A 24,755-nucleotide genomic window follows, 5' to 3' on the forward strand; every position below is an offset into this window, starting at 1 on the left:
CGATCGTCATGATGGAGCAAAGAACTGAGGTCTTTCAATTTGAACCTAATTCCCGCAGCCCCGACCGTGAGACCGCTCTTTTCGCGGACGCCGTAACCACATCTGAACAGGCGGAGCGTGTCGCCGCCTGTTCGCCCTCATCCGGCGAACAATTCCTTGTAACCGGTCGTCACCATCCAGTTCGCCCGATCGAGATGGCTTCGCACGGTTTTCCGGGCCCGCTCCGGCTCTTGCACCGGATCGATGCCGAGGATGACCTGCGCCATCTCCTCATAGCTTGCCTCGTCGGCACCTGCATCCAGGAGCCTCAGGTAGGTCGTGAAGTGCTGGCGGTCGTAGCTGGTCAGGCTGTCAGACCAGGGCACTTCTTCTTTAAGGCCTGGTTTAACGTCTGGATATTTCATCATGATATCGGGCTCCGGAAGTAAGTGATCGAAGAGCGATTGTTTCTTTCGACAGCCTAACCAAGCGGATGGGAAACATCGTAGCTAACACAACACCGCGATCATGACCCGCAAGCGCCCGCTCGAGGCGATATGCGCATCTTCTGAGCGGTTCGACCCAGGTTAGCGAGAATTGCAAAAAGCTCAAGACCGTGCGGCTGCACATCGGGTTTCGCGCGGATTGGTGGCCATCAAGGTCGTTTGTGACCACAGGATTAACAGGCAAAGCTTATGCTTGAATTACCGCAATGCTCAGCATCGGTTCAACCACCGTATTCGAGTTCGCAGCGCCTGCCGAGGGCGCGCTGGCCGGGGCGCAGGTCGAATCGAAAGTCAAGAACCGAAGCCTAGCTACCGCATCCGTGAGGGCTTCGTGAGCTGCGGAAGGACGACCTTGGGGCTTCATGGGGGGCGCAAAACATCTTTGGCGCTTCGTTTTGCCCGGCCGACAGCGCGCAGATCAACACGCGCACGACGGCGGATGCAGCGCTATGGTCCTCGGTGCCGACGAGCATCGCGATAGTCCTGCCGGGCTGTATTTGCTTTCAGCGACAACCGCCACTATTAAGCAACACTTCGCCGACTGTGTTTCAGGCTGCCCGGAGAATTTCATGACAGAAGAAGCCGCAAAAAACATTGACACCCTCATCGAGCTCACGGCCGATGTCGTCTCAGCCTATGTCTCCAACAATCCGGTCCCGGTGGGGGATCTCCCTGCCCTGATCGGCCAAGTGCACGCGGCGCTGAAAGGCACGGCTGCAGGCGTCACCGCACAAAAGCCGGTTGCGCTTACGCCTGCTGTCCCAATCAGGAAGTCGGTGACACCGGACTACATCATCTCCCTTGAAGACGAGAAACGCCGGCGCCGGCACCGGCGAAGCGGACCCGCAAGAAGGTCGCAGCTTAGAATTTCGGCAATCGAGGTCGGGCTGGAGCGCGCAGCTACCGTCGGCATCTGCGCAGAATACGAGAAGGCGGGGACAGCCCGCCTTCAACTGCAAACATCCTTGTTTCACAAGAAGCGCCTCCGCCAGCAATGTGCTGCGCCGAACCCTATTCTCGCCCGCTCTTGTCCAGCGGCCGTCAGTACATCCGGACTTGCCGCGTACTTCCGGCTCTTGCCGGGGGCAGGAGAAAAATCAGCCAGCTTTGCTGAGGCTGCCAGCGGAGGACTTGCCAGTGCGGCGGTCCTGCTCGATCTCATAGTTGATCTTCTGGCCGTCAGCGAGGGTCGAGAGGCCCGCGCGTTCGACAGCGGAAATGTGGACGAAAACGTCCTGACCACCATTGTCGGGCTGGATAAATCCAAACCCCTTGGTGCTGTTGAACCACTTCACGGTTCCAGTTGCCATATGCGTATTCCTTGTAAAGTTCGCAACACGTTTTGGTTCGGCGATCATGCCGGGCGCCCGGAGCGACACGCCGTGGTAAGCGCATCGAGCAGCCAGTGGACTGGCGGCGATCAAGCGGCAGTCGCAAAGGTAGACGAAACTCACGCACCACGTGGTGAACCTTGCAATGAGGAGTCGGGGGCCGGCACCTCGTACGATCGCCATCGTCAGAGGATCGAAGCGTTAATCACTGCGGCCAGCGCGGATGCGATCGATCAGGCGCGCGTTTTGCTGGATCCGCCCACGCGATCGACGACTTCCTGCTTGATTTGATGCCCTAGTGGTTGTTGTAGAAAACACCCGCAAGAGGCTCTACAATCCGGCGAGGCAGTTGGCGCGCGTGAGATTGACCAGGATCAGGCCGTTCTAGGCTGATTAGAGCGCCCACTCTCGCGAAGAAGGGGGCCGATCTGATCATCGACAAAATCGAGCGCAGCAAAGCTGACCCGTTCTGTGGGTGATCGCTGCTGCGATTCCTCATGCACCACCCAGCGTCTGGATCAACGACAACGAGGGCTGCGGAACAAGCCTGGTCAGCGCCACCTCTTGCGACTTCGCAACCCACACTAAGGGTTGATCGGTGGAGGAAAGCCGATGCATGTGCAGCAAGTGCAGCTTTGGGATTGCCGAGCGCTTGCGAGTGCAATCTGTGCCCGGCCACCCAGACATCCGGCATGCGGACCATCAGCAGCATAATCAGTCGCAGGTGGCCGATTGCAAAAATGCGTTGGACGGGTCCGATTTACTCGGGAACATGCGAGCATGGAAAAGTGGCGGCCATCTTCATTGCATCTTGAACATTTTGCGGCTTCGCGATGGGCCTACTAAAGGCGACTGCGTGGGCGATATGGTCGTTATGGCGGTCATGCTGACGGCAAGACAACAGATCGGGAGCCTGGGCCTAAACACCTAGGCTCCGGCGGTGAGCCGCTTCAGTCGTGGCATGGACGATTTCACGGTCTTCGAAAACCGTTGGAAAATGCGTGGGCGGGTGGACGAAAGCGTGCGATCGGCCTAGACGACATTTCGCACGCTCCCAAATCCGCCGAGAGCACTATGAAGCAGCAGCGACCTTTTGTCGTCGAGATCAAACAGAAGCGTGGGCTCATGAAGCGGCCACAGTCAATCTGGGGCGGCATCGACCTGGCCGCCATCGCGAACGATATCGCGGAAGCGAAGACTGAAGGTGCGATCGCTGAAGTGCCGATTTTTCCTTGTGAAGATATCCGTTCTCGGCCCATGGCCGCCGTTGGTGAAGCGGTACCCGACGGCAAGGAGGTGATCATGCCCGACGGATCGCTTCCTAAGCAGCCGACGGTTGAGAAAGCGCCGGTTCCGAAGGCATCGAACCCACCGACTGAAGACAGACGGACCCGCCAGAAAAAGCGGCGGCAGAAAGATGTTGCTTTGCCGAGAGGTGAACGATGGAAGCGGCGCCTGCTATGGGTGCTCCGCCAGCGCCGGGCTGTGCCGTAGGTCAACCGCACCAGGATTGAAGCTGCCCTTGTCGAACTGTCCATGACGGGCCGGCAGTGCACTTGCCTATCAGACGCCCTCGGATTTAGGGACGAGAATGAAATCGAAAACGGGCTCAGGCTGGCCAGGCATCGGCTCTCGCAAAACAGCCGGGAAAGTTGTGGCCGTTTCGGCGTGTACCGCGAGCTTGGCAGGTGTCATTCCGAGTGCGGCCTCAAAGGGCCGGCTCGGCAGAGGCGCCACCCGACGAAAAAGCGCTGCAGCTCTCGCCGCATGGCGCGCGGCAGCGACCCGCTTTCCCTCGCGGATTTTCACCCCGGCCGCCGCCAACAGGATCAATCCCTTGAACAAAAGGCGATGCTGAGTGCTTTGTTTCGCAGCGTGCCAAAGAGGCTCCCAAGCCTCATGGGCTTCCCAGTAATAACCGTGATTGAACAGGTCGATACCCCATCGGAACCCGTTTGAGCTGAGTGATTCCTCGACGGCAACAACGGTCACCGGGTCGCTTTGGTAACTGTGACCCAGCGGGTCGCGAACCGGATGCGGATGTTTGCCAGGCAGGTATGCGTAGCCCGGGAAATTCTTTTCGGGTAGCAAGCGACGACGTGACATCGACCCCAGCAATCATGAAAGCACGTCGATGACAATTCATGTCCTATGGAATCTGATGGGACACCGCCTGCATTGGCTGCTGGGTCCTTCCATCCCTGAGATTTCAGCCTCCGCCGTACACGCACGACGCCGGACGTCTTCGGTGGCAGACGCCGATAGCGCTTGACCGTCTTGAAGCCCGACTACTCGCGCACCGAAGACTGACGCTGCTTCTGCGAGCAGCAGCCCGGTCGCAAGGCCGAAGGCGACCCCAAGGTAGTTCGGATCGATCTCCGCCCGGAGCCAGTCGCGCCGGCGTTCAACGTGAGCAGTTTGATGACGGGAACGAAGCTGGGTCTCACTGCGGAGCGGCTGCTGCTGGCGGGATTCGCGCGCTGGTGCCTCATCGCCGCCGCGCCATCTGCTTAGCCCGCAAGGTAGGAAGCGGCGCTCAGCCGGCTAGAACCGGGCGAAGTGACCAGAGCTCCGAAGTTTGGCTAGCAGGATGATGGCCGTTCCGCGGTGGTCAACCCTCGCTTGCTCACGCAGCGGAGACGCATCCCAGGCAGCCAATTCTGCCACCAAAAGGGCGGTGTCCCCGTTTACCGATGCGCATCTAAGTTGTCCGTACTTGTCCATCACGATTATTGCTGTGCCGGTGACGCCATATCCAATCGCGGCCATCCGCTGAACGCAAATATCGCCGTCGACACGAACATCGAAAAGAACCGATCCTGCGGTTTTCTCCGCAGCGTCAGCCACACGATCACAGAACGGCCGATGCAGGCCTTCGATATTGCCGAGTGACTGCTCAAACAACGCCAATTCAACATGCTGCGCCACCATGGCTGCAAAATGCGCGCCGGCTGGCACAATCGACAATAGGCCAGGGCTGACTATCCACGCACCAATCGCCCTCCCGATGCCTACATCGCAACTGCGCTCTTGGCGGGCGCTACTTCGCTTGTCCGCGGCATGCCCAAGCCGTTGGAGCGCTCCTCGAACAGATTGCCCATAACATCACAGCCCAAGATGGCCAATAGGACGAACGACCTTGTAATATCGCTTCATTCGTCCTCCCGAGCGCCGCGCTTCTTTTCCACAAGCGTTTCGGCTTGCCGGAAATTAGGAATCCGCATGGCTTTTCGGTTGGGTGTTGGCAGGAAGACTTATGCGCGGGCGAGGATGGATCAAGGCGTTGCGTCAGGACGACGCTCGGCAAGTGCGTGCGCATTGCGGAACTGGAGCGCGATCTCATGGCGACCAAATGAGGAGTCTCGGAATTATTCTGGGACGATTTCGCGAGTCACATTCTTCCTGCCAGTCGAACCGGCAGATTGCGAATTCAGTGGCGAGTATATGTCCGCGATTTAGCGGAACGACTGTCCCGTTTTTGCGAAATGCGCACTCACTCAGCGGAGACGCATTCCACGCAGCCAATTCCGCCACCAAAAGGGCGGTGTCCCCGTTTACCGACGCGCATCTAAGTTCTCCGTTGTTCCCCAACACGATTATTGCTGTGCCTGTTACCTCAATCGACCGTTCTGCGATCGTGTGGCTGACGCTGCGGAAAAAACCGCAGGGTCGGTTCTGTTCGATGTTCGCGTCGACGGCGATAGCTGCGTTCAGCGGATGGCTGCGATTGGATATGGCGTTTAAATCCTAACGGGATTCAATAATCCCTGTGGGACGGCACGTCCTGTGTCCTGCAGCGCGTTGTTGAGCGCATGGCCCATATAGCGGATTGATGATGGTGAAGGCCTCGGGCTCTCCTCGGCTCCGGCACCGGCACGGAACGTGTCGGCCGGCACCGCAAAGGGCGTTCGGCCGGCCGGAGAGAGGTCGAGGCAGCAAGCATTCCCAGTGGGGAAGTCAGGCTGTTTGGCTGTCGCATCCACGAAAGGTCGCGCCACAGAAACTTGATTGCCAGTCAAATTTTGTTTTCTCGACGCTTCACGAATTAGCATTGGATGCTTCGCTGTTGGGCGTGAAGGAAGATAGGCTGGGGATGGCGCGGCCCGAGCGAACCCACAAAGCCTTCACACGATGCAGATAAGGCACGGGACCTCGTCGAAAGTGTCGACAGGCTGGCTGGCGTTGCTCATGACTGAGCGGAAATAGAGCACGGCAAGACGGTGGAGACCATCGCGCTCGACAGCAAGAACAATTCTCCAGAGGCGATCATCATTATCGATCCGGCGGTCGGGAGGCCTGGTCGGCTTAGCGGGGCTACGACGATGCGACATCCAACAGATATGCGGCATGACTCGGTCAAGGTCGGTGCTGGAATTGCCGCCCGAAAATGGAGTCTTGGCCCAGGAATCGAGCCGCCATCGCGGACGTTGCACCGAAGCAGAGCCGGCACTGTCTCAAGTCCGGATGGCGAAGTGCGCAGCCGATGAAAGCTGCGGCAGTTGGGGACGCGTACAAGCCGATTATGATGACGACATTCGGGGCGCCACGGAGGCGTTCCGCGTTCCTATCGCTCGAACCATGGCCATCGACGAATACGACAGGCCATCAGGTCCGCCGCGCCTTAGCGATAGATGAGTCGCAGCTTCGCCGTGCATAGCGTGATCGCGGAAGTTTGCATTTACGCGCTCCCGTCCGTTTCATTCTCCTCATCGATTTCGCGCACGGGCAGATAGGCGTTCGTTTCCAACCATTCCCGCAGCACGATCTGAATGAGGTCCGCCCGGCCGATTTCCATTTCGGCAGCAATGGCGTTGAGAGCGTCCTCGGTGGCCGGTTCCAGCGGCACGCCGGCGACGTTTCTGAGCATCAATGCCGCGCGCCGCAAGATGATCTGCAGATCCGCGCGCGAAACGTGTGTCGCTTGGCAGTTAATAAGTAAGCGCGAATTTCCCCGCACCTTTTACTGTTGAGTGCTCTGATGCATGAGGCGTCACCAAAATAGGTGGACACCTTGTGTGCGGTCGCCGTCAATGCCGATCACATCAAAGGAAACGGCCCGCCCATTGCCGCATGGATGCGTGACAATGCTGCTCGACCTCCTACATGTTAATGCATCACGCAATATAGTAGCCAATCACCCACCCGGCCAGTTTGCTGCCTTTGCCCGGCTCTAACTACCCCCTGAGGAATGTCTCTCGACAGTCCTCAGAGGAACTCGACGCGAATGTCTGCAATATCCGCTAAGCGGGCAGAATTTCTGCGACAGCATTTGCTGAAACCCTACTTCACAACAGTGTGGCGCTTCCGGCCGAGCGAAAGCCGGATCGGGAGGTCTTGGGACGATATCATTGTATCCACCTCGACGACGTTGCCGTTGATCCGCACACCTCGTCCCGAGATCGCCCTTCGCGCTTCCCCTTTGGAGGAGGTCAATCCGGCGCGTACCAGCAAATCCACAAGGGCTACTCCGGCCAAGCCCTCGGCGTCATTTAAATGAAGCGTCGGTAGCCCCTCTGCGGCTTCGCCCTGCCCAAATGCTTGGCTAGCCGTGGCCTCCGCCTGTTTGGCGGCGTTAGTTCCATGTGCCAGGGCCGTAGCTTCGTTGGCCAGACGTTCTTTGACGGCGTTTAGCTCGGTTCCTTCAGCCTGTCCAAATCGCTCGATCTCGTCCATCGGCAGATCGGTGAAAAGCTTCAGGAACCGAACGACATCAGCGTCTTCCGTGTTACGCCAGAATTGCCAGTAATCGTATGGCGAAAGGCGATCTTCGTTGAGCCACACAGCTCCGGCAGCCGTCTTACCCATCTTGACACCTGAAGGAGTCGTCAGAAGCGGCGTAGTCACTCCGAAGACTTCCTTTCCATCCGTCCGCCGTATCAAGTCGATGCCATTGATAATGTTCCCCCACTGGTCGGCTCCACCCATCTGCAGACGGCAACCGGTCCGGCGGGATAGCTCAAGGAAGTCGAACGCTTGGAGGATCATGTAGTTGAATTCTAAGAAGCTCAGGTTCTCCTGCTTTTCCAGCCGCGACTTCACACTGTCGAAAGAGAGCATCCGATTGACGGAGAAATGCCTGCCGACGTCTCTCAGCATGTCGATCCAACGAATGCTGTCCAGCCAGTCGGCATTGTTCACCATCACGGCATCCGTCGGGCCGTCTCCGAAGACAAGGAGACGGTCAAAGACCTTTCTGATCCCTTCAATGTTGGCGGCGATCCGCTCGTCCGTCAGCATCGGCCGCGCCTCCGAACGGAAGCTGGGATCGCCGATGCGGGTGGTCCCACCCCCAATGAGAACGATGGGTTTATGGCCAGTCTGCTGAAGATGACGAAGCGCCATGATCAGAAGAAGATGGCCGACATGAAGACTGTCAGCCGTCGCATCGAAACCAGCGTAAGCGGGTACGATGCCTGCTTCAAAGGCGGCATCGACACCCGGCAGGTCGGTCCCTTGATTTACATAGCCGCGCTCAATGAGCGTCTTCAAAGCCGCCGAACATGGTTCGGAATGACCGGTTGATAAATCGGGAAGTGCCATATAGGGAATCCTCCTGGTATTGCCGCCAGGGGGTCCTCTCATGAACAAAGCCGCCTGACGGCGGCTTGTTTCAAGGCATGATCGAAACGCGCCGCTCCTTATGGAAGCGTCGCATAATAGATTGCAGCGATGAGCGCGGACTTGATCATGTGCCCATGCATAAAGGACTTTATCCGCACCTGCAAGCAATCTGAAATGGCTACTTCGGGGAGCTGCCGAGCCTCTGTCGCGACGATTTGCAACTGACTTTTGCACCGTCGCAGAACTCAACTTTTGCGACAACATTTCCTGCTTCCCGCTTTCCTTCTGATGTCGAGCCCAGACGCGCTTCACCTGCGCTTCGCTGCAGCAGCCGGTCAGCTTTGGCGTCCTGCCGATACTGTTGCCGCCAGACCGGAAGACAATAAGGCGTTCGTGTGTCACCAGTCAGCTTGGTCCGGCATATTTCCCGGTTCCGTCGCAAACTCCAGCTGAGGTCGGGCAGGTTGATCGTCACGCGGCGCTCATGCGGCGAGCATTTCGAACTGCTTGGGATCAATCGAGGCGGGAACCCTAGAGAGTCAGCCCTCAGAGCCTTTGGTATTAGACCGACCCCTCGCACCGGTTTGGGCTGGGTGTACAAGTCAGGTTTTCATCAGGTTCGACGAGTATGTCTGGCAGCCAGAGCGCGACCACTTCCGTGCCCGCCCGCTCGTCTGGCAGATCGTGGTTTCGTATGAGACAATCCGCCGGTGGGGCAACAAATGCGGTCCGCATACGGAGCCATTACGTGACGGCACTTGATATTGCAGTGCAGCAAGCGTAGAGCACCGCGCGCTTATCGGAGTGTCGTCCATGGCCCTTACCAATGCTGGTAACGAGGCAGAACCCGTCGAACAATCGAGCCATTCTGAGGTCGAGCAGCACAGCACCAAGGTGCTGATGCTGGGCGCACTCGGCGTGGTTTACGGCGATATCGGCACCAGCCCGATCTATGCTTTCCGCGAGGCATTGGTGGCATCGTCGGGGGGCGAAGTCGCCAACCGTGGCGACATCCTCGGCGTGTTGTCGCTGATCATCTGGTCGCTGACCATCATCGTCACCATCAAATATATCATGTTCGTGCTCAGGGCCGACAATCGCGGCGAGGGCGGTGTGCTGTCGCTGATGGCGCTGGCGCGCAACAGTTTCCCGACCCGCTCGGCGGTGATCCTCGGCATCGGCATCGTCGGTGCCTCGCTTTTTTTTGGTGACGCAGTCATCACGCCGGCGATCTCGGTGCTGTCGGCGGTCGAAGGCATGAACGTCGTCACGCCGACCTTCCAGCCTTATGTGGTGCCGCTGACGCTGGTCATCCTGGCGATTCTGTTTTCGGCACAGCGGTTTGGAACCGGCGGCGTCGCCCTGATCTTCGGCCCGATCACGGCAGTCTGGTTCCTGGCCATCGGCCTTTCCGGTCTCAACCATATCATCGCCGATCCGGAAATCCTGCTGGCAGTCAGCCCGCATTACATCGTCGCGTTCCTGATCAATTCACCAGACGTCGCCTTCGTGACGATCGGCGCCATCTTCCTCGCCGTCACCGGCGCCGAAGCGCTCTACGCCGACCTCGGCCATTTCGGCCGCAAGCCCATCGTGCTCGCCTGGCTGGCAATCGTGTTCCCTTGCCTGCTGCTGAACTATGCCGGGCAGGGCGCATTCGTGCTGGCGAAAAACGGCGTGGTCGGTCATCCCTTCTTCGAGATGAACGAAGGCTGGACGCTTATTCCGATGGTCGTTCTCGCCACCGCTGCGACCGTCATCGCCAGCCAGGCGGTGATCTCCGGCGCTTTCTCGCTGACCAGGCAAGCGGTGCAGCTCAACATGCTGCCGCGCCTGGAAATCCTACATACGTCGGAAAGACAGTCCGGCCAGATCTACATGCCGCGCGTCAACATGCTGCTGGCGTTGGTGGTGATGCTGCTGGTGGTCGGCTTTGGCGAATCCAGCAAGCTTGCCTCAGCCTACGGCATTTCGGTGACCGGCAACATGCTGGTGACGACGGTGCTGCTGTACGTGATCATGAGCCGCATCTGGAAATGGCAGCTCTGGCTGGCCATCTCCCTGACAGTGGTATTCGCGTTCATCGACATTGGTTTCTTTGCCTCGAACATCGTCAAAGTGTTCGAAGGTGGCTGGGCTTCGCTGGCGGTAGCCTTCACCATCGTGCTGGCGATGTGGACATGGATACGCGGCACCCGCTATTTGTTCGACAAGACGCGCCGGAACGAGATCCCGCTGGATTTCCTTGCCGGCAATCTGCTGAAGAAGAAGCCGCATCTGGTGTCGGGCACCGCGGTGTTCCTGACCAGCGATCCGCTGAGCGCGCCGACCGCGCTGATGCACAGCCTCAAGCACTACAAGGTGCTGCACGAGCAGAACGTCATCCTTTCGGTGGTGACGGCGCCGCAGCCTGTCGTGCCCGACAGCGAGCGCGTCAAGATGGAGACCGTCAACGAGCTGTTCATGCGGGTGACGCTGACCTTCGGCTATATGGAGCAGCCCAACATCCCGCGTGCGCTGGCGATCTGCCGCAAACAGGGCTGGAAGTTCGACATCATGACGACGTCCTTCTTCCTGTCGCGGCGCTCACTCAAGGCGTCGCCCAATTCCGGCATGCCGGTCTGGCAGGACAAGCTGTTCATCGGGCTGGCGCGCACGGCGGCCGATGCGACCGAGTATTTCCAGATCCCGACCGGACGCGTCGTCGAGATCGGAACGCAAGTGACGATTTAAGGCATGCCGCGGTTGAGAAGAATCGGTGCTGTCACATTGATTGAGCGGTAAGGAAATTGAGTAGCAGCGCGCCCGGCACTGTAAAGTTTCAGCGGCTTGATGCAGCGATAGCTGGCCGGGACGGCTGTCACGCTGCGGCGACACACGCGCCAACGGCCAGTCGGGTGTCGCGAATTGAGGCGCGCTGAAGCCGTCCGGCTCAGCCGATGATGGCGCTTCGGTTGCCGGGTTCGAGGTCGTGGCCTCTGCCGCTGCGCGATTCTAGCATTTGCGCCTTGGAGAGCTCTGCTTCAGCCTCGGCGAGGCATGGCTCGGCTGTGGTTCTCTGCCGCAGAAGGTCCGATTGCGAATTCTTGAGGTTGTCACGACGTAGGCGGGCGGCCTTGGCGAACGTCGGATAAGCGAAATGATTGATATCGGAGATGCCGGCCTTCGTTTCCTCGGCGTTTATCTGGAAGTCCAGTTCTCGCGCCATGCGTTCGAAATCGGCAATCATCATGTCTAGCTGCTGCAACTGTCGCCGCTTCTCATTCACCTGAAATTGCTTCAGTCGGACCAGATTACCTCGTGGCTTCATGACTCGGTACTCCGGTACACATTTCGTCCAATCAAACCGCTCTCTCCCAGCCCCTTAACGTTAGGCCTACAGCGACTCTCACGGTTTCTGCTGCGAGAGGAAACATATTTTCCAAATCCTTGGCCGATGGCTATGAGTTCAATGGCATCGACAAGCATGCGAGCGAGGGACTTAAGGGGCGGTAAAAAAAGGCGGAATAGGGCGATTTCACATTGTCTGCATATGAACGCGTTGAGACCTGCGGCGGGCTTGTCACACAAACCAATCGTCAAGATTTGCGACATAGACGCCGGGGGCATGAATACGCCCGCCGTCAGCTACACGCCCCCCCGATTTCCGCCCCTATTTATCGCCCACGCGGTCTGGCTTTATTTCCGGTTTCCGCTGAGCCTGCGCCTGGTTGAGGAAATGCTGCTGGAACGCGGCATCGTGGTTTCGTATGAGACAAGTCGCCGGTGGGGCATCAAGTTCGGGCTGGACTGCGCTCGCTGCTTGCGCCGCAAGCCGCCGTGCCGGAATGATGTCTGGTACCTGAACGAAGTGGTCGTCACCATCGCCCGGCAAAAAGCTTTGGTTGTGGCGCGCCGTCGACCAGGATGGATATGTGCTGGACGAAATCGTGCAAAACCGCCGCAACACCAAAGCCGCCAAGCGCTTGCTGACGCGGCTGTTGAAGAAGCAGGGGCTCGCGCCGAAGCGCATGATCACCGACAAGCTGCGCTCGTATGGAGCGGCAAAGCGACAGGTGATGCCGGACGTCGAGCACCGGTCGCACAAGGGGTTGAACAACAGAGCGGAGAATTCCCATGTGCCGCCGCGAAAACGGGAGCGGATGATGGAGGGGGTCCGATCGCCGGGAGGCCTGCAACGCTTCGTCTCGACCTTGTCAGCCCTCCGCAACCTCTTCGTCCCGCCCCGCCCCAAACGTTCTTGTCGAGCCGCTTCTGGCGATCGTGGCAACGATGTTGCGCGAGTTCGGGCGACTGACAGAGCAGGTCTTCAATATCGCCCGCAAGGAGCAAGTCTGCCGGCGCCTCATGTCCGTGCCCGGTGTGGGACCCATCACCGCGCTCGCCTTTCGTGCCACGGTCGATCAGCCGGACCGCTTTCGCCGATCGAGGGATGTCGGCGCGCATCTGGGTCTGACCCCGGCACGCTACCAATCTGGCGAGACGGACTTTCAGGGCAAGGTGAGCCGATGCGGTGACGAGCTCGCCCGCACGGCCCTCTATGAGGCGGCTCATTCACTGCTTGTGCTCAGCAAGAAATGGTCGAGCCTCAGAGCGTGGGGTATGAACGTCGCCAAGCGGCGCGGTATCACGCGGCTTCCTACTCCAGAACGAGCATGCCCCTCCTCCTTGGCGGCCTCGTCAAAGGCCTACGGACATCCTCGGGTGACACTTGGTCCTCAAAGGCGTCGATGCAGGACAGCACCGCCAGCTTCCACTTAGGTCCCTTCTTGGTCCACTTCATGAGTTCCTCGGCGGCACCCTCGACGTGGCTAACCCGTATCGGATGCCAGGTCTGTCGCTCCTGACATAGACTGGAGGGTTGAACCAATGGAGAGCCATACAGGGAAATTGGAGCGGAACCAGACTGCCGACCAACCCAGGTTGTAAGGAACAACGCAGGCCCTCGCGGGTTTAGAGGTTTAGAGGTGGCAGCGGGTTCTTCTTGGATGTGCAGCCGCTGTGGGGGTCCGTCGCCTTTCTCACGGGCGGCGGGCTCCTTTCGCGAAGGCGGTGTTGGTCAGAGGTCAGAGGTCAGAGAACCTTTACCGCAGTTCAAGTTAGCTGGTTGTCATTGGGGGAAGTAATGTCCCCTCCTCTTTTGCAGCAGCCAGGAATGCCTTACGAGCCTCCTCAGGTTCCATCTCGTCGAATATCACGGCCATGCAAACGCGCACCGCGAGGTCCCAGCGAGGGCCACGCCTGGTCCACTTCATCAGCTCCTCGCCGGCTGTCTCGGCGTTCTCGACGTTGCGGATTTCCCCTGGACGCTCGGTCTTGACGGGGACCGGAGGGTTGAACCAATGGCGAGCCATGAGAACTCCTAATCAGGAAAGATCATGCCCTCCTCCTTGGCAGCCTCCTCGAACGTGTCACGGGCCTGTTGGGGGGACACCTTGCCGCTCATGGCAGGCGCGCTCCGCCTCTAGCCACTTAGGGCCACGCTTGGTCCATAAGACGAGTTCCTCGGCCGCAGCCTCAACGTGGTGGACCCCGTAGCGGAAGCCGTCATGCTCCGTCTTGACGTACACCGGAGGTGAGAACCAAAGGATTGCCATAGGCGGAATCTAGAGAAGGACTTCTCTGCGGCCAGCTCCGGTCGGGAGTATTGGTTCTGACGTAGACTGGGCGGGGGCAACCAGTGGAGAGCCATGCGGCTATTCCCGAAGATCGAACGCGACGAACAGGCCAAAGGCTGGGGAACATCAACAACAAGAGCGACCAGCTCGCAGTCACTTACCACCAGATGTGGCCGTCACGGCGCACCGCCGCGATAGTGTCTTTGACGGAGATGATGATAATTTGGCCGCGCCGGGCTTGTAAAATCAGCTGTTCAACAAGCTCATGGGCCGTCACTTTGCGGGGTCGGCAGTTCGTCAGAACGTTCATCCGAAGGCCTCCCACCTCAGCGAGAACCCAAGCGGCTACCTTATGGGTCACTTCTCCAAGAAATCAATGTTCGAATCGTACTGAATAAACCACGGAATCTTTGGGAGAAATCTTCCCCTCGTCCTACGCGGGGAAAGATACATCTTGGCTTCCTTGGCGGCAGCCTCAAAGGCCCTTCGTACCACCTGAGGGTCAATCGGATCGCCCTCCAGGTCTGACAGACAGAGGGTCACCGCCTTGTGCCAGCGAGGTCCTCTGCGGGTCCACCTCTTGAGCTGCTCAAGGGCTGCTCTCGCATTGTCGCAGCCATGCCTGTCGCCGGTTTCAGTCTTCACGAACACCAGAGGGACGAACCAATGGGTTGCCATGGGGTAAGTAGGGCGGCACGAACCCGCCGACCATCCGAATTCATGGTCGGTCATGCTCGGTCCCTGCTCGGCAGGGAGCGGGCAACAAACCGAAGGTGTTCATAGAGAACGGCCTCGTCGAACTCGCCGTCCGAGAAGAGTGCCATTGCGCTCACGCTCAGGCGCTCCGCCTGCTCGCTTCCTACCGGAATGCCTTGCTCGACGCATACACGATCAAAGACCTGCTTCAACAGAATCAGATCGCCAGGATAGGCAGTACCACTAGTTGAGCTGCTGCTGGTCATAGGCTGTCACCATTGGGGCGGACGCGGGGTGGGCTCCCCTGCCAGATCCGAATGCCCGAGCCCCTAACCTTCAAGTCGCGCGACTCAGAGCAGTTGAAACTACAGCCGCCTGTGTTGCCGGCAGTTCGAACAGCATGGGCAGGTGGCGACACTCGGCTTCGTCCACGATCAGCGCCTCAATAGTCGCGATGGAAAGATGGCTTCTGAGGCGCAGCCGGACAACCGCGGCGAGCTTGTGAACGGGCACCGGTACCGCCCCGGCGTGATGATCTAGAAGATTGTTGATCTCGGCAACTACTTTTGGATCGACGGCGTGGGGCAATGGCAGCATGAAAGCGCTTCCTTTCGGAAGTAACTCTAAGCGGATCAGGGCGATGAGTCTTGGCCCGTACGTTTTTAACCAAATGTCGCGGATATCATTGGACGTCAGGTCACGCCCATTCTCGCGTTACTGTGTTTGTATGGATGCCGCGCTATTTCTTCGACTTCACCGACACTGGCAAAGTCTTCCTTGACGTTGAGGGTGCCGATCCCTCGGGACCTCGAAGCTGCAAAACAAGAGGCGGTGAAAGCCGTGGTCGATATTACCAAGGATAAGCTGCCCGATTGCCATGGGGTCACTGTTTGTCGGCCCGATCAATTTCATCGAGCAAAGACTTATGCTCGTCCGGCAGCTCCTGTTCTACCGGAAGATTTAGCGCTCTGCGAAGGTAGTTGCGGACTGCTTCTGACGTGACCCACCGTCGTACGAGGTCGGCAATAACCTTCTGTTTCCTTCTGTCGACCTCAACCATGCTCGATCCTGCATGCGAACAGGTCCGAACCTTCTGGAGAGAAGATTTGTTCCTGCTAATCACGAAGATCAAGCAGGACGGCGCGCCCGCTCTTGCGGAGCCACAATGGGCAAAATTCCTGGAATGCTGGGCGGGAACGTTAGGCGGATTAATGAGGCGCGGGCTGAGAGCTACTCCCGGCCGTCGAAACACACGAACAGGCCAGTGGCGGAAGCTACCTCAAGGATAGCCTCAGTTAGCTCTTCGTCAGATGCCCGCAGATTAGGCGCAGTCACACGGACCCGTTCTATTGCAGCCTTGATCGAAACAATGTCTCCGCGAGCCGCCCGGTTCAGAAGTGCAGCAATAGCCTCATGTAGAGTTGGACTGATAATTTGAACGATCATTCATCCGACCATCCCCAAGGGGCACGCCGAAGAGATGACAGTACTCTCTCCCTGACCGACATCAACAGGATGTAAGAACCGTACAAAGCTGGGCCGTAACCGTCAGGAAAGTTTGGTAGAAATTTCTGAGCGGGGGATCGGATAGCTGGCTCGCGCGGCGACCCCCGTGCCCCCTCTTGATCCACGCAATGCGGCGTGTTTGGGCTGCCCCATGTTACACCTTGTGTCACAGGATGGGCCTAACCAAGCGCTTTTGCCCATGTCGCTCCATCAGGGACACGGTAGGGCCATCCTGCAGGGTCACGCTAAATTGCGTTGAGCGGTCTTTAGCTCCGCGCGTACAGGTTGCGAAGGCGGTTTCCGCCATGGGGCATCGAATGGATAGGGGCATCGAATGGATTTCGATTGGGTCGCGGCGTTCGTCGCAGGATTGTCCGGCATGATGGCGCTGGCTGGTTTCTATCGTTGGGACGTTGGCGACCGCGTCGGCACGTGGTTTTGCCTGCCCTCGGCGCCGTTCGGCGCGCTTGCGCTGATCCTTCGGCGGCAACATTAAGGCTCGCTGCCATACTGAGCACCATCACCAGCAATGGAGTTCAGAGCGTCCTCTGCTGCCGGTTTCAGCACCACGCCGGCGACTGGAGAAACGCCGCGACAATATCCGCGGTCAATTCCATCAATTCCGCGCTCTGGCGATTCTTCTCTTCGGTCATTCATCAACTCCTATTGCTATTCCTTTTTCGTATGGGGGAAACTCGGATCGCGCAAGAAGCAGGGCCACAGAACGGAAAATTTGGGACCATCGGCCGGCCGCTGCGGTTTAAGGCAGAGTCTTGAAAACTTCCGCACCTGGAACTGTACACGCCTACATTGCTAGACGGCACCCCTTCGTTCCGGCAAAGCTGCGAATCGCGGGGCCACTGGCAATCCGCAGGTCGGCGGGTTCAGGCAATGCTCATTGAAAGATGGGCCGCCGACTTTCCTTTTGGCTGTAAAGCTCGGCGGGTTTAGTCTTCGGACTCAACCTTCTCGCCGACCCTCGATGACCATCAGATCTTTAGATAGACTTGCTCACGTTAATTCGAGACTAGCCATAAAAGCAGACGTTAGTGCAAGTTTAGGATTACTCCCCGCCAGCGTGCCTTCGAGGAACGGCGTTCGTGATCGCCTCGGCCAGTTCTTCGAGGACCGTTCGATGCGGCAAATAGCCTGAACTCCGCTTCTGGTAGCTCTGGCAGGCCGTAGCTTTTAGGTACCCTGACCAAGCCGTTTCTCAGCTGACTTGCGATCATCGGCGCTACAGCAAAGCCTGAGATGGCAGCCGCCTTCACGCTGGCGTTGCTGGTGCAGATCAACACCGTGCGCTGGCTGATGCCGGCCTTGGCAAGCCGTTCAAGGGCAACTTGCCTGTAGGGGCAAGGTTCCGGTAACACGGCCAACAGCAGCGGGTCCGGAAGAGCCACGCCGGTCTGCGCCGCCCATGCCCAGACAAGAGGCTCGCGCCACAGGAGGCGCCCCATCTCCTCACCCTCACACTGCGATCCGAGCACCAGTTCGATGTTGCCCTCCTTCATCTTCGAGAGGAGCGCACCCGGAACCCCGACTTGCACCTCAACCTGCAATCCAGGGCGATCAGCGCCGAATGCCTGCAAGGCGCGAAGGATGCGGACCTGTGCGAAGTCCCCCGAGAGGCCGACGCGAACCCTGCCGTGAAAGGGCGCCTGCGCCAGATCGGCCAAAGCATCCCGGTTAAGGGCAAGCATCGCCCGGGCATAGGCGAGCAAACGCTCGCCATCGGGTGTCATCTCCAGCGCGTTATGGCAGGAATACCGCGCGGCCCACCCCGATGGTTATGGTTACACCTGGTTTTGTGACCGGTTCGCGCTTTCCAGCGCCCGTCGAGCGCAAAGTTCCGCAACCGCCACTAGGCTGGCGCGGTGACGCAGACCGACTATTCGACCGCAGCGCGTCGGCGGGATTGGCTCGACCCTCCGGTGTCCCAAGTCGCTGATCAGTCCCCTTCCACCCGGCACGCTGCAGGTGGAGCAAGTCGGATGAAAAGAAGCGATCGGCGACCGATGCCGATCAGGGATGGGGCACGGAACGCACCACCTGCCGGGCTGGCTTATCCTGCCGCTCACCTTGATACGAGACTTGGCGCAGGAGATTGTCTTCCGTCCAGGTGAGATAGGCGACCTCGACCACCATTTCAGGCCTGACCCAATGGACGCGCGACAGCTCAAGCGGCGAGCCGAACCGGCTCTCACGTGGCGGTGGGGCGTCGAGGGGCATTCGATCCATCCGAAGTGGTCCAAGCCGGCCAGCCAATCGCTTGAGCTCTGCAACCGTGATGCCCGTGCCGGCGCGGCCCGCGTACATCAGACGACCATCATCGGTGTAGTAGCCGAGAAGCAGCGAGCCGATATGCGGGCGGCTTCCCGTCGGATCGGTCCAGCCGACGACGATGAATTCCTCTCTGTTGAGACACTTTGACTTGACCCATAGGCCGCGATTACCGGATGCATAGGCGCTGTCGATCCGCTTTGAGATAGCGCCCTCGAGTGCAAGCCGGCAGGCGTGCTTGCGGAACGCAGGCCCGTCGCCGATCACGTGATCGCTGAAGCGCAGGCCGGGCATGTCGTTCGAAAACAGGCCTTCCAGCCGCGCCTTGCGGTCGATGAGCGGCAGCTTCGCAATGCTTTCTCCGTTCAGGAACAGAAGATCGAAAGCAAAGAGGGCAAGATCGCCCGTGCGGCCCTCGTCCATAGCGGCCTGCAGGCGGCTGAAGGAGGTGACACCGTCGGCCCGAACGGCGCACAGCTCCCCGTCGACATAGGCTTCTTTCACCGGCAGCGCGCGCAGCGCCGCTATCGTCGCTTGATAGCGATGCGACCAATCGAGGCCGGTGCGGGTGAGCAAGCGGATGTCGCTGCCGTCGATCCGCGCGTGCATGCGGTATCCGTCGTACTTGATTTCGTGAAGCCAGTTCGGGCCGTCGGGCGCTTCGTCGACCAGGCGCGTCAGCTGAGGCTCGATCCATTTCGGCGGATGCGTTTTGTTCGGCTTTGTGGGATTCACCGTCTTGCGCGCCAATTGACATAAAGCGTCGTCATGCGGGCCAGACTACCACATTATAACGCTGCAGCTTTATCGGAAATCCCGCGTCTTCACCTTGATGCGGTCGATGTGCTCGCAGGCGTCGACGATGTCGCGCCCCTTCGGCATGCCGCGCGGATCGATGCCCGATCCACCGTGATGGGCCTCGTCACCGCGGCCGTGTGGCAAGGGAAACGGCGTCTCGCGGTTTCCCACGCTTGCGAGTTCGGCCGAAAGATCGGTCAACTCGTGGGCGACGAGATGCACCACCTCCCCTTCTCGCTGGATGCGGCCGCGCACGCCGAGCATGGCCGACGAGAGAAGCACGCGCCGAAACTTCTCGAACACCTTGACCCAGACGACGACGTTGGCAGCTCCGGTCTCATCCTCCATGGTGAGGAACATGACGCCTTTGGCCGAGCCCGGCCTTTGCCGGACCAATACCAGGCCGGCTGCCTCAAGCCATCTTCTGTCTCGGGCTTGCATGGCCTCCTGACAGGTCACGATGCGACGGCGACGAAGATCGGCACGCAGGAACGAAACAGGGTGGCTGCGCAAGGTCAGTCCGACATGGCCGTAATCCTCGACAACCTCGCGTCCGGCTGTCATGGGCTTGAGCGCAAAAACAGGCTCGTGAATCTCCGGCACGGTTTTCTGCTCGCGGGATGTCGCGGCTGCAAACAGCGGTAAGGGCTCGTCGCGCAGCGCCTGGATTGCCCAGAGCGCGTCGCGGCGGGCAAGGTTCAGATTCGGCAGAAAGGCATCGGCCTCGGCGAGCTGGACCAGTGAAGCCGCCGGCACGCCGGCGCGGCGCCAGAGATCGTCTACCGAGGCGAAGGGTTCATCGGCCCGCGCCGCGACGATCGCGGCCGCGTCATCATTGGCGAGACCCTTCACCATGCGCAGGCCGAGCCGGACAGCGAAGCGATCTTCGGCATCGGTCGGCTCAAGCGTGCAATCCCAGCGGCTGGCATTGACGCAGACCGGGCGGACCTCGACGCCATGATCGCGTGCGTCGCGCACGATCTGGGCCGGCAGATAAAAACCCATCGGTTGCGAATTCAGAAGTGCGGCGCAGAAGACATCCGGATGCCAGCACTTCATCCAGGAGGACGCGTAGGCGATCAGCGCGAAGGAGGCGGCATGGCTCTCGGGAAAGCCGTAGCTGCCAAACCCTTCGAGTTGCGAAAACGTCTTCTCGGCAAACTCGGAGGTGTAGCCGTTGGCGATCATGCCATTGATCAGCTTGTCGCGGAATTTCGAGACACCGCCGGTGTGCTTGAACGTGGCCATGGCGCGGCGCAGCTGGTCGGCCTCGCCGGCGGAAAAGCCGGCGCAGACCATGGAGACCTGCATTGCCTGCTCCTGAAACAGCGGCACGCCAAGCGTCTTGCCGAGAACGCGCTCGAGCTCCGGTGTCGGAAACGTCACCTCTTCCGTTCCGTCGCGCCGGCGAAGGTAGGGATGGACCATGTCGCCCTGGATCGGCCCCGGACGGACGATCGCGACCTCGATGACCAGGTCGTAGAAGGTGCGCGGCTTGATGCGCGGCAGCATCGACATCTGCGCCCGGGATTCGATCTGGAAAACGCCGAGCGTATCGGCCTTCCTGATCATCGCGTAAGTGCGCGGATCCTCGGCCGGGATCGTCGCCAGGTCGAGGGCGATGCCCTTGTGCTCCGACAAGAGATCGAATGACTTCTTCATGCAGGTCAGCATGCCCAGGGCCAGGACATCCACCTTCATGAATTTGAGGGCGTCGATATCATCCTTGTCCCATTCCACGACCTGGCGATCCTTCATCGCCGCCGGCTCGATCGGCACGAGGTCGTCCAGGCGATCGTGGGTCAGGACAAAGCCGCCCGGATGCTGCGAGAGGTGGCGCGGCGTGCCGGCAAGTTGCGCGGCGAGTTCAAGGGTCAGCCGCAGCCGGCGATCGCCGAGATTGAGATTGAGCTCGCCGGCGCGCTGCTCGTCGACCGCCTCACCATGGCCCCAGACCTCCGAGGACAGAAGTTTGGTCATGTCTTCGGGCAGGCCGAGCGCCTTGCCGACATCGCGGACAGCGCCCTTGGTGCGATAACGGATAACCGTGGAGCACAATGCTGCGTGATCGCGGCCATAGGTTTCGTAGACCCACTGCATGACGATCTCGCGCCGTTCATGCTCGAAATCGACATCAATGTCGGGCGGCTCGCGCCGTTCCTGCGAAACGAACCTCTCGAACAGAAGGTCGTTGCGTTCGGGATCGATGGAGGTGATGCCCAGCACATAGCAGACGGCCGAATTGGCGGCCGAGCCGCGGCCCTGGCAAAGAATGTCCCGGCTGCGGGCGAAGCGCACGATCGAGTTGACCGTCAGGAAGTACGGCGCATATTTGAGCGTCTCGATCAGCCTGAGTTCGTGCTTCAGAATGCCGACCACCTTGTCGGGCACGCCCTCGGGATAGCAGCGGTAAGCACCTTCCCAGGTAAGCTTTTCCAGCGCCTGCTGCGCCGTGAGGCCCGGCATCGTTTTTTCCTCGGGGTATTGGTAGGCGAGTTCGTCCATTGAGAAACGGCAACGGTCGGCGATTTCGATCGTGCGCGCCAGGGCCTCGGGATAGCGGCTGAACAGTCGCGCCATTTCCTCGGCCGGTTTGAGATAGCGATCGGCATGCCGTTCGCGCAGGAAGCCGGCGTCATCGATGGTGACGTTATGGCGAATGCAGGTGACGACATCCTGCATCATGCGGCGGGCCGGCTCGTGGAAGAGCACGTCGTTGGTGACGACGGTTGGCACCCGCATCGCAGCCGCCAGGTTTCCTAGCTCGTAAAGTCGCAGCTGGTCGTTCGGGCGCCTGCGCAAGGTGAGCGCCATATAGGCGCGATCGCCGAAGGCGTCGCGCAGCCGCCGCAGACGAACGGCGCAAAGATCATCGGCTTCGTCCGGCACCAGTACCGCGATCAGTCCCTCGCCATAGGCGACAACATCATCCCAATCGAGATGGCATTTTGCCTTGCCGGCCCGGCCCTTGCCGAGCGACAGCAGACGGCAGAGGCGCGAATAGGCCGGTCGGTCGGTCGGATAGATCAGGATCGACATGCCATCGGCGAGATCGAGACGGCAGCCGACGATCAGCCGGACGCCTGTCGTCTTTGCCGCTTCATGCGCGCGCACGATGCCGGCGAGCGAATTGCGATCGACGACGGCGAGCGCCTCGATGCCGAGCAGCGCCGCCTGCGCAAACAGCTCCTCGCAGGATGATGCTCCACGCAGGAACGAGAAATGCGAGGTCACCTGCAACTCGGCATATCGGATTGCCCCAGTCATCCGAAAATCCCGTGCATGAACCATTTGTGTGATCCAGTCGCGGCATCTTCGCCGTCGCCGGCACGGAAGACCCAGTAGCGTTCGCCGTTCTCATCCTCGACCTGGAAATAGTCCCTCACCGCCGCGAGCTCGGCGTCGCGCTTCCACCATTCCCCGAAGACGCGTTCCGGACCATCCGCCCGTTTTACGCGTCGACGGACGCCGCGCCAGGTAAAGGTCACGGGCGGATGGTCGGGAAGAAGTGCGACCGTCTCGATCGGCTCGGGCCGCGGCAGCAGCCGAGTTGGACGTGGCCAATGGCCGGGCCAGCCCTCGCCGGTATCAGGCGCCATTGGGGCAATGCGTTGGACCGACCGTTCGGGAACGTCGCTCTGCACCGGGGCGAAGCGATAGAGCCGGTCCTCGCCGACACGGTTGGCGAGGATGTCGATCACATCCGAGACGTCGGGTTCGGGCGTCTCGGCGAGCGAGGAAATCATCTGTTTCGCCCGCAGCGGCTCGGCAACGGTCGCGGCAAGCCGCATCAGCTCGATGCCGAACCCTGGATCGATCGTTTCTATTTTATCTGTGAGAAGCCGCGTCAAGCGTTTCGTGTCACGCACCGGCATTGCTGTGCCGACACGGATCGCCTCGATGCGATTGTCGACGCGGAAGAACAGAAGATCGAGCCGGCGTGCGCCAAGCCCTCGCGTCTCGAGTGAGGCGCAGAGTTCAGCGACCAGCTTGCCGGTATAGCGGGCGATTGTCTCGGCCGCGCCGATCGGTTCGGCGAAATTGCGGCGCACCTCCACAATCTCCTCCGGCCGGATCGGCTCTATCGGTTCACTCACTCGTCCAAACGCCTGGTCGAGGCGCCGGCCGGGTTCGGGTCCAAAACGCAGCGCGAGCGACGCGCGCGGCGTGCCGGCAAGGTCCGCAATTGTCTCGAAGCCAAGCCGTCGCAAGCTGTCGATCGTCACGGCGGGTAGGCGAAGCGCCGCGATCGGCAAAGGCAGGATCGCCTGTGCGATCTCACCGGATGGAACCACAAGGATCTGCCGTGTACCGAAGCGGGCCAGTGCGTGGGCTGCGCCCCAGGTGTCGGCGACCGCGGCGCGCGCGGCTAAGCCGGAGCCGCCAAGCCGCGCCACCATTTCGGTGAGCATCGCAACCTCGCCGCCATGCAGATGATCGGCGCCGGTCGTGTCGATCACGAGGCCGTCCGGCGGATCGGCCGCGACGATTGGCGCATAGCGGCGCAGTGCCCACAGCGCCAATCGCTCGAGCGCCATCTCGTCTGCGTCGGGCTCGGCATCATGGACCATCAGGCCCGGGACCAGCGCCTGCGCCTTGCTGGCCGGAATTCCGATGCGCAGACCTGCTGCGTGTGCTGCAGCATCAGCGGCAAGCACGACACGGCGACGTCCGTCGCGGCCGATGAGGACGAGCGGCGCCTCAGGCGGAGGCGCGGCGCCGCCCAATTTCCTTCTGAAGCGGTCTGTCGGCCACATCGGAAGGAAGAGCGATACGACCCTTGGCATCGCAAGCCTCCACTATAAAATCTGCGCTCTCTCCTGCACGGCATCGGATCAATTCGAGTTGCCAGCGCGCTCGCCCGATCCCCTGAACAGGCAATGGCGTCGACGGCAGGACCGACACCCGCCAGCGTGTCTCGGCGGCGGTCGGCTGGCCAAAATCGGTTGCCTCCGTCTGCCGACGCCAGCGGCGAATGGCGATGCCGGTGGCGCCGGAGCTTTCGGCGGCAAGCTGCAGCCGCCGTGAGGCCGTCATCGAAAGCCGTGCAATCTCGGCAACGACAGCGCCAAAACCGCCACGAAGACCCTCTTCGAAACAGGCGAGAACGGATTTCTCGTCGCCAGCCTCGACATAGATCACCCTTCCCGGAGGAAGGCCGGCCTGTTCGATCGCCGGCGCGAACAGATCGGGCCGGGTAACGCACCACAGCACCTTGCCAACCGTGCGCGCGGCGATACCGGCAGCAAATAGTGCCGCGGCCACGCCATCGACAGCGCCATTCCCTCCGCCTGCGACCTCGTGCAGACCGCCAAAAGCCAGTCCCCCTCCCGGCAGAACCCTGTCGATCGCGGCCACTCCGAACGGCAAAACTGTACGCACGCGCGCATTTCCGCCTTCGAGGCGCGCGATGCGGTCTCGAAGCTCGGAAATGGCAGCAGGGGGCGCCGATACACTCATCTGACCCTTGAAACGCG

The 24,755-nt window shown here is 60.3% G+C and carries 21 protein-coding genes and 3 pseudogenes; 6 read left to right on the top strand and 18 right to left on the bottom strand.

All coding sequences use genetic code 11. From position 1 onward, the window contains the following. Nucleotides 1–137: 137 nt before the first annotated feature. On the bottom strand, nt 138–404 hold the full coding sequence (locus tag NKI25_RS26450; RefSeq protein WP_031195313.1) for a DNA -binding domain-containing protein: 267 nt from the start codon (nt 402–404) through the stop codon (nt 138–140). 650 nt (nt 405–1,054) lie between these two features. Between NKI25_RS26450 and NKI25_RS26455 the strand changes: the two are divergent. Then, nucleotides 1,055–1,321 (top strand): annotated as a pseudogene (locus NKI25_RS26455) (MucR family transcriptional regulator); the annotation flags it as partial. A 261-nt stretch (nt 1,322–1,582) separates the two neighbouring features. Here NKI25_RS26455 and NKI25_RS26460 read toward each other — a convergent pair. Beyond that, a complete protein-coding gene (locus NKI25_RS26460; RefSeq protein WP_023749661.1) occupies nt 1,583–1,795 on the bottom strand; it encodes a cold-shock protein in 213 nt (70 codons plus the stop codon). Between the two features lie 1,095 nt (nt 1,796–2,890). Between NKI25_RS26460 and NKI25_RS26465 the strand changes: the two genes are divergently transcribed. Next, nucleotides 2,891–3,310 (top strand): hypothetical protein, encoded by a 420-nt coding sequence (locus tag NKI25_RS26465; RefSeq protein ID WP_352999807.1) that lies wholly within the window; start codon nt 2,891–2,893, stop codon nt 3,308–3,310. Between the two features lie 69 nt (nt 3,311–3,379). Here the strand turns inward: NKI25_RS26465 and NKI25_RS26470 are convergent, their stop codons facing one another. The 4 genes from NKI25_RS26470 to tyrS form a co-directional block, all read right to left on the bottom strand. Next, a complete protein-coding gene (locus NKI25_RS26470; protein ID WP_352999809.1) occupies nt 3,380–3,922 on the bottom strand; it encodes a DUF309 domain-containing protein in 543 nt (180 codons plus the stop codon). A 438-nt stretch (nt 3,923–4,360) separates the two neighbouring features. Beyond that, on the bottom strand, nt 4,361–4,747 hold the full coding sequence (locus NKI25_RS26475) for a hypothetical protein (RefSeq protein WP_352451796.1): 387 nt from the start codon (nt 4,745–4,747) through the stop codon (nt 4,361–4,363). Between the two features lie 1,747 nt (nt 4,748–6,494). After that, nucleotides 6,495–6,773 carry a hypothetical protein gene (locus NKI25_RS26480; protein WP_352451797.1) on the bottom strand — a complete coding sequence of 93 codons (279 nt, stop codon included), beginning with the start codon at nt 6,771–6,773 and terminating at the stop codon, nt 6,495–6,497. Between the two features lie 323 nt (nt 6,774–7,096). After that, the gene (tyrS, locus tag NKI25_RS26485; RefSeq protein WP_352820560.1) at nt 7,097–8,356 is read right to left on the bottom strand and encodes a tyrosine--tRNA ligase; all 1,260 of its coding nucleotides are present in this window, start codon (nt 8,354–8,356) and stop codon (nt 7,097–7,099) included. A gap of 834 nt (nt 8,357–9,190) precedes the next feature. Here tyrS and NKI25_RS26490 point away from each other — a divergent pair. Further along, a complete protein-coding gene (locus NKI25_RS26490) occupies nt 9,191–11,110 on the top strand; it encodes a potassium transporter Kup (RefSeq protein ID WP_352509852.1) in 1,920 nt (639 codons plus the stop codon). 199 nt (nt 11,111–11,309) lie between these two features. Here the strand turns inward: NKI25_RS26490 and NKI25_RS26495 are convergent, their stop codons facing one another. Further along, on the bottom strand, nt 11,310–11,687 hold the full coding sequence (locus tag NKI25_RS26495) for a flagellar export protein FliJ (protein WP_352999812.1): 378 nt from the start codon (nt 11,685–11,687) through the stop codon (nt 11,310–11,312). 297 nt (nt 11,688–11,984) lie between these two features. Between NKI25_RS26495 and NKI25_RS26500 the strand changes: the two are divergent. Together NKI25_RS26500 and NKI25_RS26505 are read left to right on the top strand one after the other, a co-directional pair. Further along, nucleotides 11,985–12,613: pseudogene (locus tag NKI25_RS26500) on the top strand (IS6 family transposase); the annotation flags it as partial. Between the two features lie 3 nt (nt 12,614–12,616). Further along, nucleotides 12,617–13,012: pseudogene (locus NKI25_RS26505) on the top strand (transposase); the annotation flags it as partial. A gap of 464 nt (nt 13,013–13,476) precedes the next feature. On the opposite strand, the gene NKI25_RS26510 reads toward NKI25_RS26505, so the two are convergent. The 6 genes from NKI25_RS26510 to NKI25_RS26535 form a co-directional block, all read right to left on the bottom strand. Continuing rightward, nucleotides 13,477–13,731 carry a DUF982 domain-containing protein gene (locus NKI25_RS26510; protein ID WP_352592120.1) on the bottom strand — a complete coding sequence of 85 codons (255 nt, stop codon included), beginning with the start codon at nt 13,729–13,731 and terminating at the stop codon, nt 13,477–13,479. Nucleotides 13,732–14,152: 421 nt separating this feature from the next. Further along, nucleotides 14,153–14,305, bottom strand: coding sequence for a hypothetical protein (locus NKI25_RS26515; protein ID WP_352610245.1), 153 nt, complete (start codon nt 14,303–14,305; stop codon nt 14,153–14,155). 47 nt (nt 14,306–14,352) lie between these two features. Next, nucleotides 14,353–14,727: a DUF982 domain-containing protein gene (locus tag NKI25_RS26520; protein WP_352610249.1), complete on the bottom strand. Its 375-nt coding sequence runs from the start codon at nt 14,725–14,727 to the stop codon at nt 14,353–14,355. Further along, nucleotides 14,724–14,957 (bottom strand): hypothetical protein, encoded by a 234-nt coding sequence (locus tag NKI25_RS26525; RefSeq protein ID WP_352610252.1) that lies wholly within the window; start codon nt 14,955–14,957, stop codon nt 14,724–14,726. The genes NKI25_RS26520 and NKI25_RS26525 overlap by 4 nt, the downstream gene beginning before the upstream one ends. A 70-nt stretch (nt 14,958–15,027) precedes the next feature. Continuing rightward, a complete protein-coding gene (locus tag NKI25_RS26530) occupies nt 15,028–15,288 on the bottom strand; it encodes a hypothetical protein (RefSeq protein ID WP_352610255.1) in 261 nt (86 codons plus the stop codon). A 286-nt stretch (nt 15,289–15,574) separates the two neighbouring features. Next, complete coding sequence (locus NKI25_RS26535; RefSeq protein WP_352610258.1) at nt 15,575–15,751, bottom strand: hypothetical protein; 177 nt, start codon at nt 15,749–15,751, stop codon at nt 15,575–15,577. A gap of 780 nt (nt 15,752–16,531) precedes the next feature. On the opposite strand from NKI25_RS26535, the gene NKI25_RS26540 reads away from it, so the two are divergent. Beyond that, nucleotides 16,532–16,693 (top strand): hypothetical protein, encoded by a 162-nt coding sequence (locus NKI25_RS26540; RefSeq protein WP_352999814.1) that lies wholly within the window; start codon nt 16,532–16,534, stop codon nt 16,691–16,693. Between the two features lie 550 nt (nt 16,694–17,243). Here the strand turns inward: NKI25_RS26540 and NKI25_RS26545 are convergent. The 5 genes from NKI25_RS26545 to NKI25_RS26565 form a co-directional block, all read right to left on the bottom strand. After that, the gene (locus NKI25_RS26545) at nt 17,244–17,942 is read right to left on the bottom strand and encodes a LysR substrate-binding domain-containing protein (protein ID WP_352951155.1); all 699 of its coding nucleotides are present in this window, start codon (nt 17,940–17,942) and stop codon (nt 17,244–17,246) included. A 280-nt stretch (nt 17,943–18,222) separates the two neighbouring features. After that, nucleotides 18,223–19,215 (bottom strand): non-homologous end-joining DNA ligase, encoded by a 993-nt coding sequence (gene ligD, locus NKI25_RS26550; protein WP_352999817.1) that lies wholly within the window; start codon nt 19,213–19,215, stop codon nt 18,223–18,225. 69 nt (nt 19,216–19,284) lie between these two features. Further along, nucleotides 19,285–22,545 (bottom strand): error-prone DNA polymerase, encoded by a 3,261-nt coding sequence (locus NKI25_RS26555; RefSeq protein WP_352999819.1) that lies wholly within the window; start codon nt 22,543–22,545, stop codon nt 19,285–19,287. Continuing rightward, nucleotides 22,542–24,065 (bottom strand): Y-family DNA polymerase, encoded by a 1,524-nt coding sequence (locus tag NKI25_RS26560; protein ID WP_352999821.1) that lies wholly within the window; start codon nt 24,063–24,065, stop codon nt 22,542–22,544. The genes NKI25_RS26555 and NKI25_RS26560 overlap by 4 nt, the downstream gene beginning before the upstream one ends. Further along, nucleotides 23,980–24,738, bottom strand: coding sequence for an ImuA family protein (locus tag NKI25_RS26565; RefSeq protein WP_352999823.1), 759 nt, complete (start codon nt 24,736–24,738; stop codon nt 23,980–23,982). The genes NKI25_RS26560 and NKI25_RS26565 overlap by 86 nt, the downstream gene beginning before the upstream one ends. Nucleotides 24,739–24,755: the final 17 nt, after the last annotated feature.

The sequence above is a fragment of the Mesorhizobium sp. M0808 genome (assembly GCF_040320025.1).
Classification (GTDB): Bacteria; Pseudomonadota; Alphaproteobacteria; order Rhizobiales; family Rhizobiaceae; genus Mesorhizobium.

Coding starts and splice junctions, on each gene's coding strand:
- NKI25_RS26450 (WP_031195313.1), bottom strand. CDS start 404: ATGAAATATCCAGACGTTAAACCAGGCCTTAAAGAAGAAGTGCCCTGG.
- NKI25_RS26460 (WP_023749661.1), bottom strand. CDS start 1,795: ATGGCAACTGGAACCGTGAAGTGGTTCAACAGCACCAAGGGGTTTGGA.
- NKI25_RS26465 (WP_352999807.1), top strand. CDS start 2,891: ATGAAGCAGCAGCGACCTTTTGTCGTCGAGATCAAACAGAAGCGTGGG.
- NKI25_RS26470 (WP_352999809.1), bottom strand. CDS start 3,922: ATGTCACGTCGTCGCTTGCTACCCGAAAAGAATTTCCCGGGCTACGCA.
- NKI25_RS26475 (WP_352451796.1), bottom strand. CDS start 4,747: ATGGTGGCGCAGCATGTTGAATTGGCGTTGTTTGAGCAGTCACTCGGC.
- tyrS (WP_352820560.1), bottom strand. CDS start 8,356: ATGGCACTTCCCGATTTATCAACCGGTCATTCCGAACCATGTTCGGCG.
- NKI25_RS26490 (WP_352509852.1), top strand. CDS start 9,191: ATGGCCCTTACCAATGCTGGTAACGAGGCAGAACCCGTCGAACAATCG.
- NKI25_RS26495 (WP_352999812.1), bottom strand. CDS start 11,687: ATGAAGCCACGAGGTAATCTGGTCCGACTGAAGCAATTTCAGGTGAAT.
- NKI25_RS26510 (WP_352592120.1), bottom strand. CDS start 13,731: ATGGCTCGCCATTGGTTCAACCCTCCGGTCCCCGTCAAGACCGAGCGT.
- NKI25_RS26515 (WP_352610245.1), bottom strand. CDS start 14,305: ATGAACGTTCTGACGAACTGCCGACCCCGCAAAGTGACGGCCCATGAG.
- NKI25_RS26520 (WP_352610249.1), bottom strand. CDS start 14,727: ATGACCGACCATGAATTCGGATGGTCGGCGGGTTCGTGCCGCCCTACT.
- NKI25_RS26525 (WP_352610252.1), bottom strand. CDS start 14,957: ATGACCAGCAGCAGCTCAACTAGTGGTACTGCCTATCCTGGCGATCTG.
- NKI25_RS26530 (WP_352610255.1), bottom strand. CDS start 15,288: ATGCTGCCATTGCCCCACGCCGTCGATCCAAAAGTAGTTGCCGAGATC.
- NKI25_RS26535 (WP_352610258.1), bottom strand. CDS start 15,751: ATGGTTGAGGTCGACAGAAGGAAACAGAAGGTTATTGCCGACCTCGTA.
- NKI25_RS26540 (WP_352999814.1), top strand. CDS start 16,532: ATGGATTTCGATTGGGTCGCGGCGTTCGTCGCAGGATTGTCCGGCATG.
- NKI25_RS26545 (WP_352951155.1), bottom strand. CDS start 17,942: ATGACACCCGATGGCGAGCGTTTGCTCGCCTATGCCCGGGCGATGCTT.
- NKI25_RS26555 (WP_352999819.1), bottom strand. CDS start 22,545: ATGACTGGGGCAATCCGATATGCCGAGTTGCAGGTGACCTCGCATTTC.
- NKI25_RS26560 (WP_352999821.1), bottom strand. CDS start 24,065: ATGCCAAGGGTCGTATCGCTCTTCCTTCCGATGTGGCCGACAGACCGC.
- NKI25_RS26565 (WP_352999823.1), bottom strand. CDS start 24,738: ATGAGTGTATCGGCGCCCCCTGCTGCCATTTCCGAGCTTCGAGACCGC.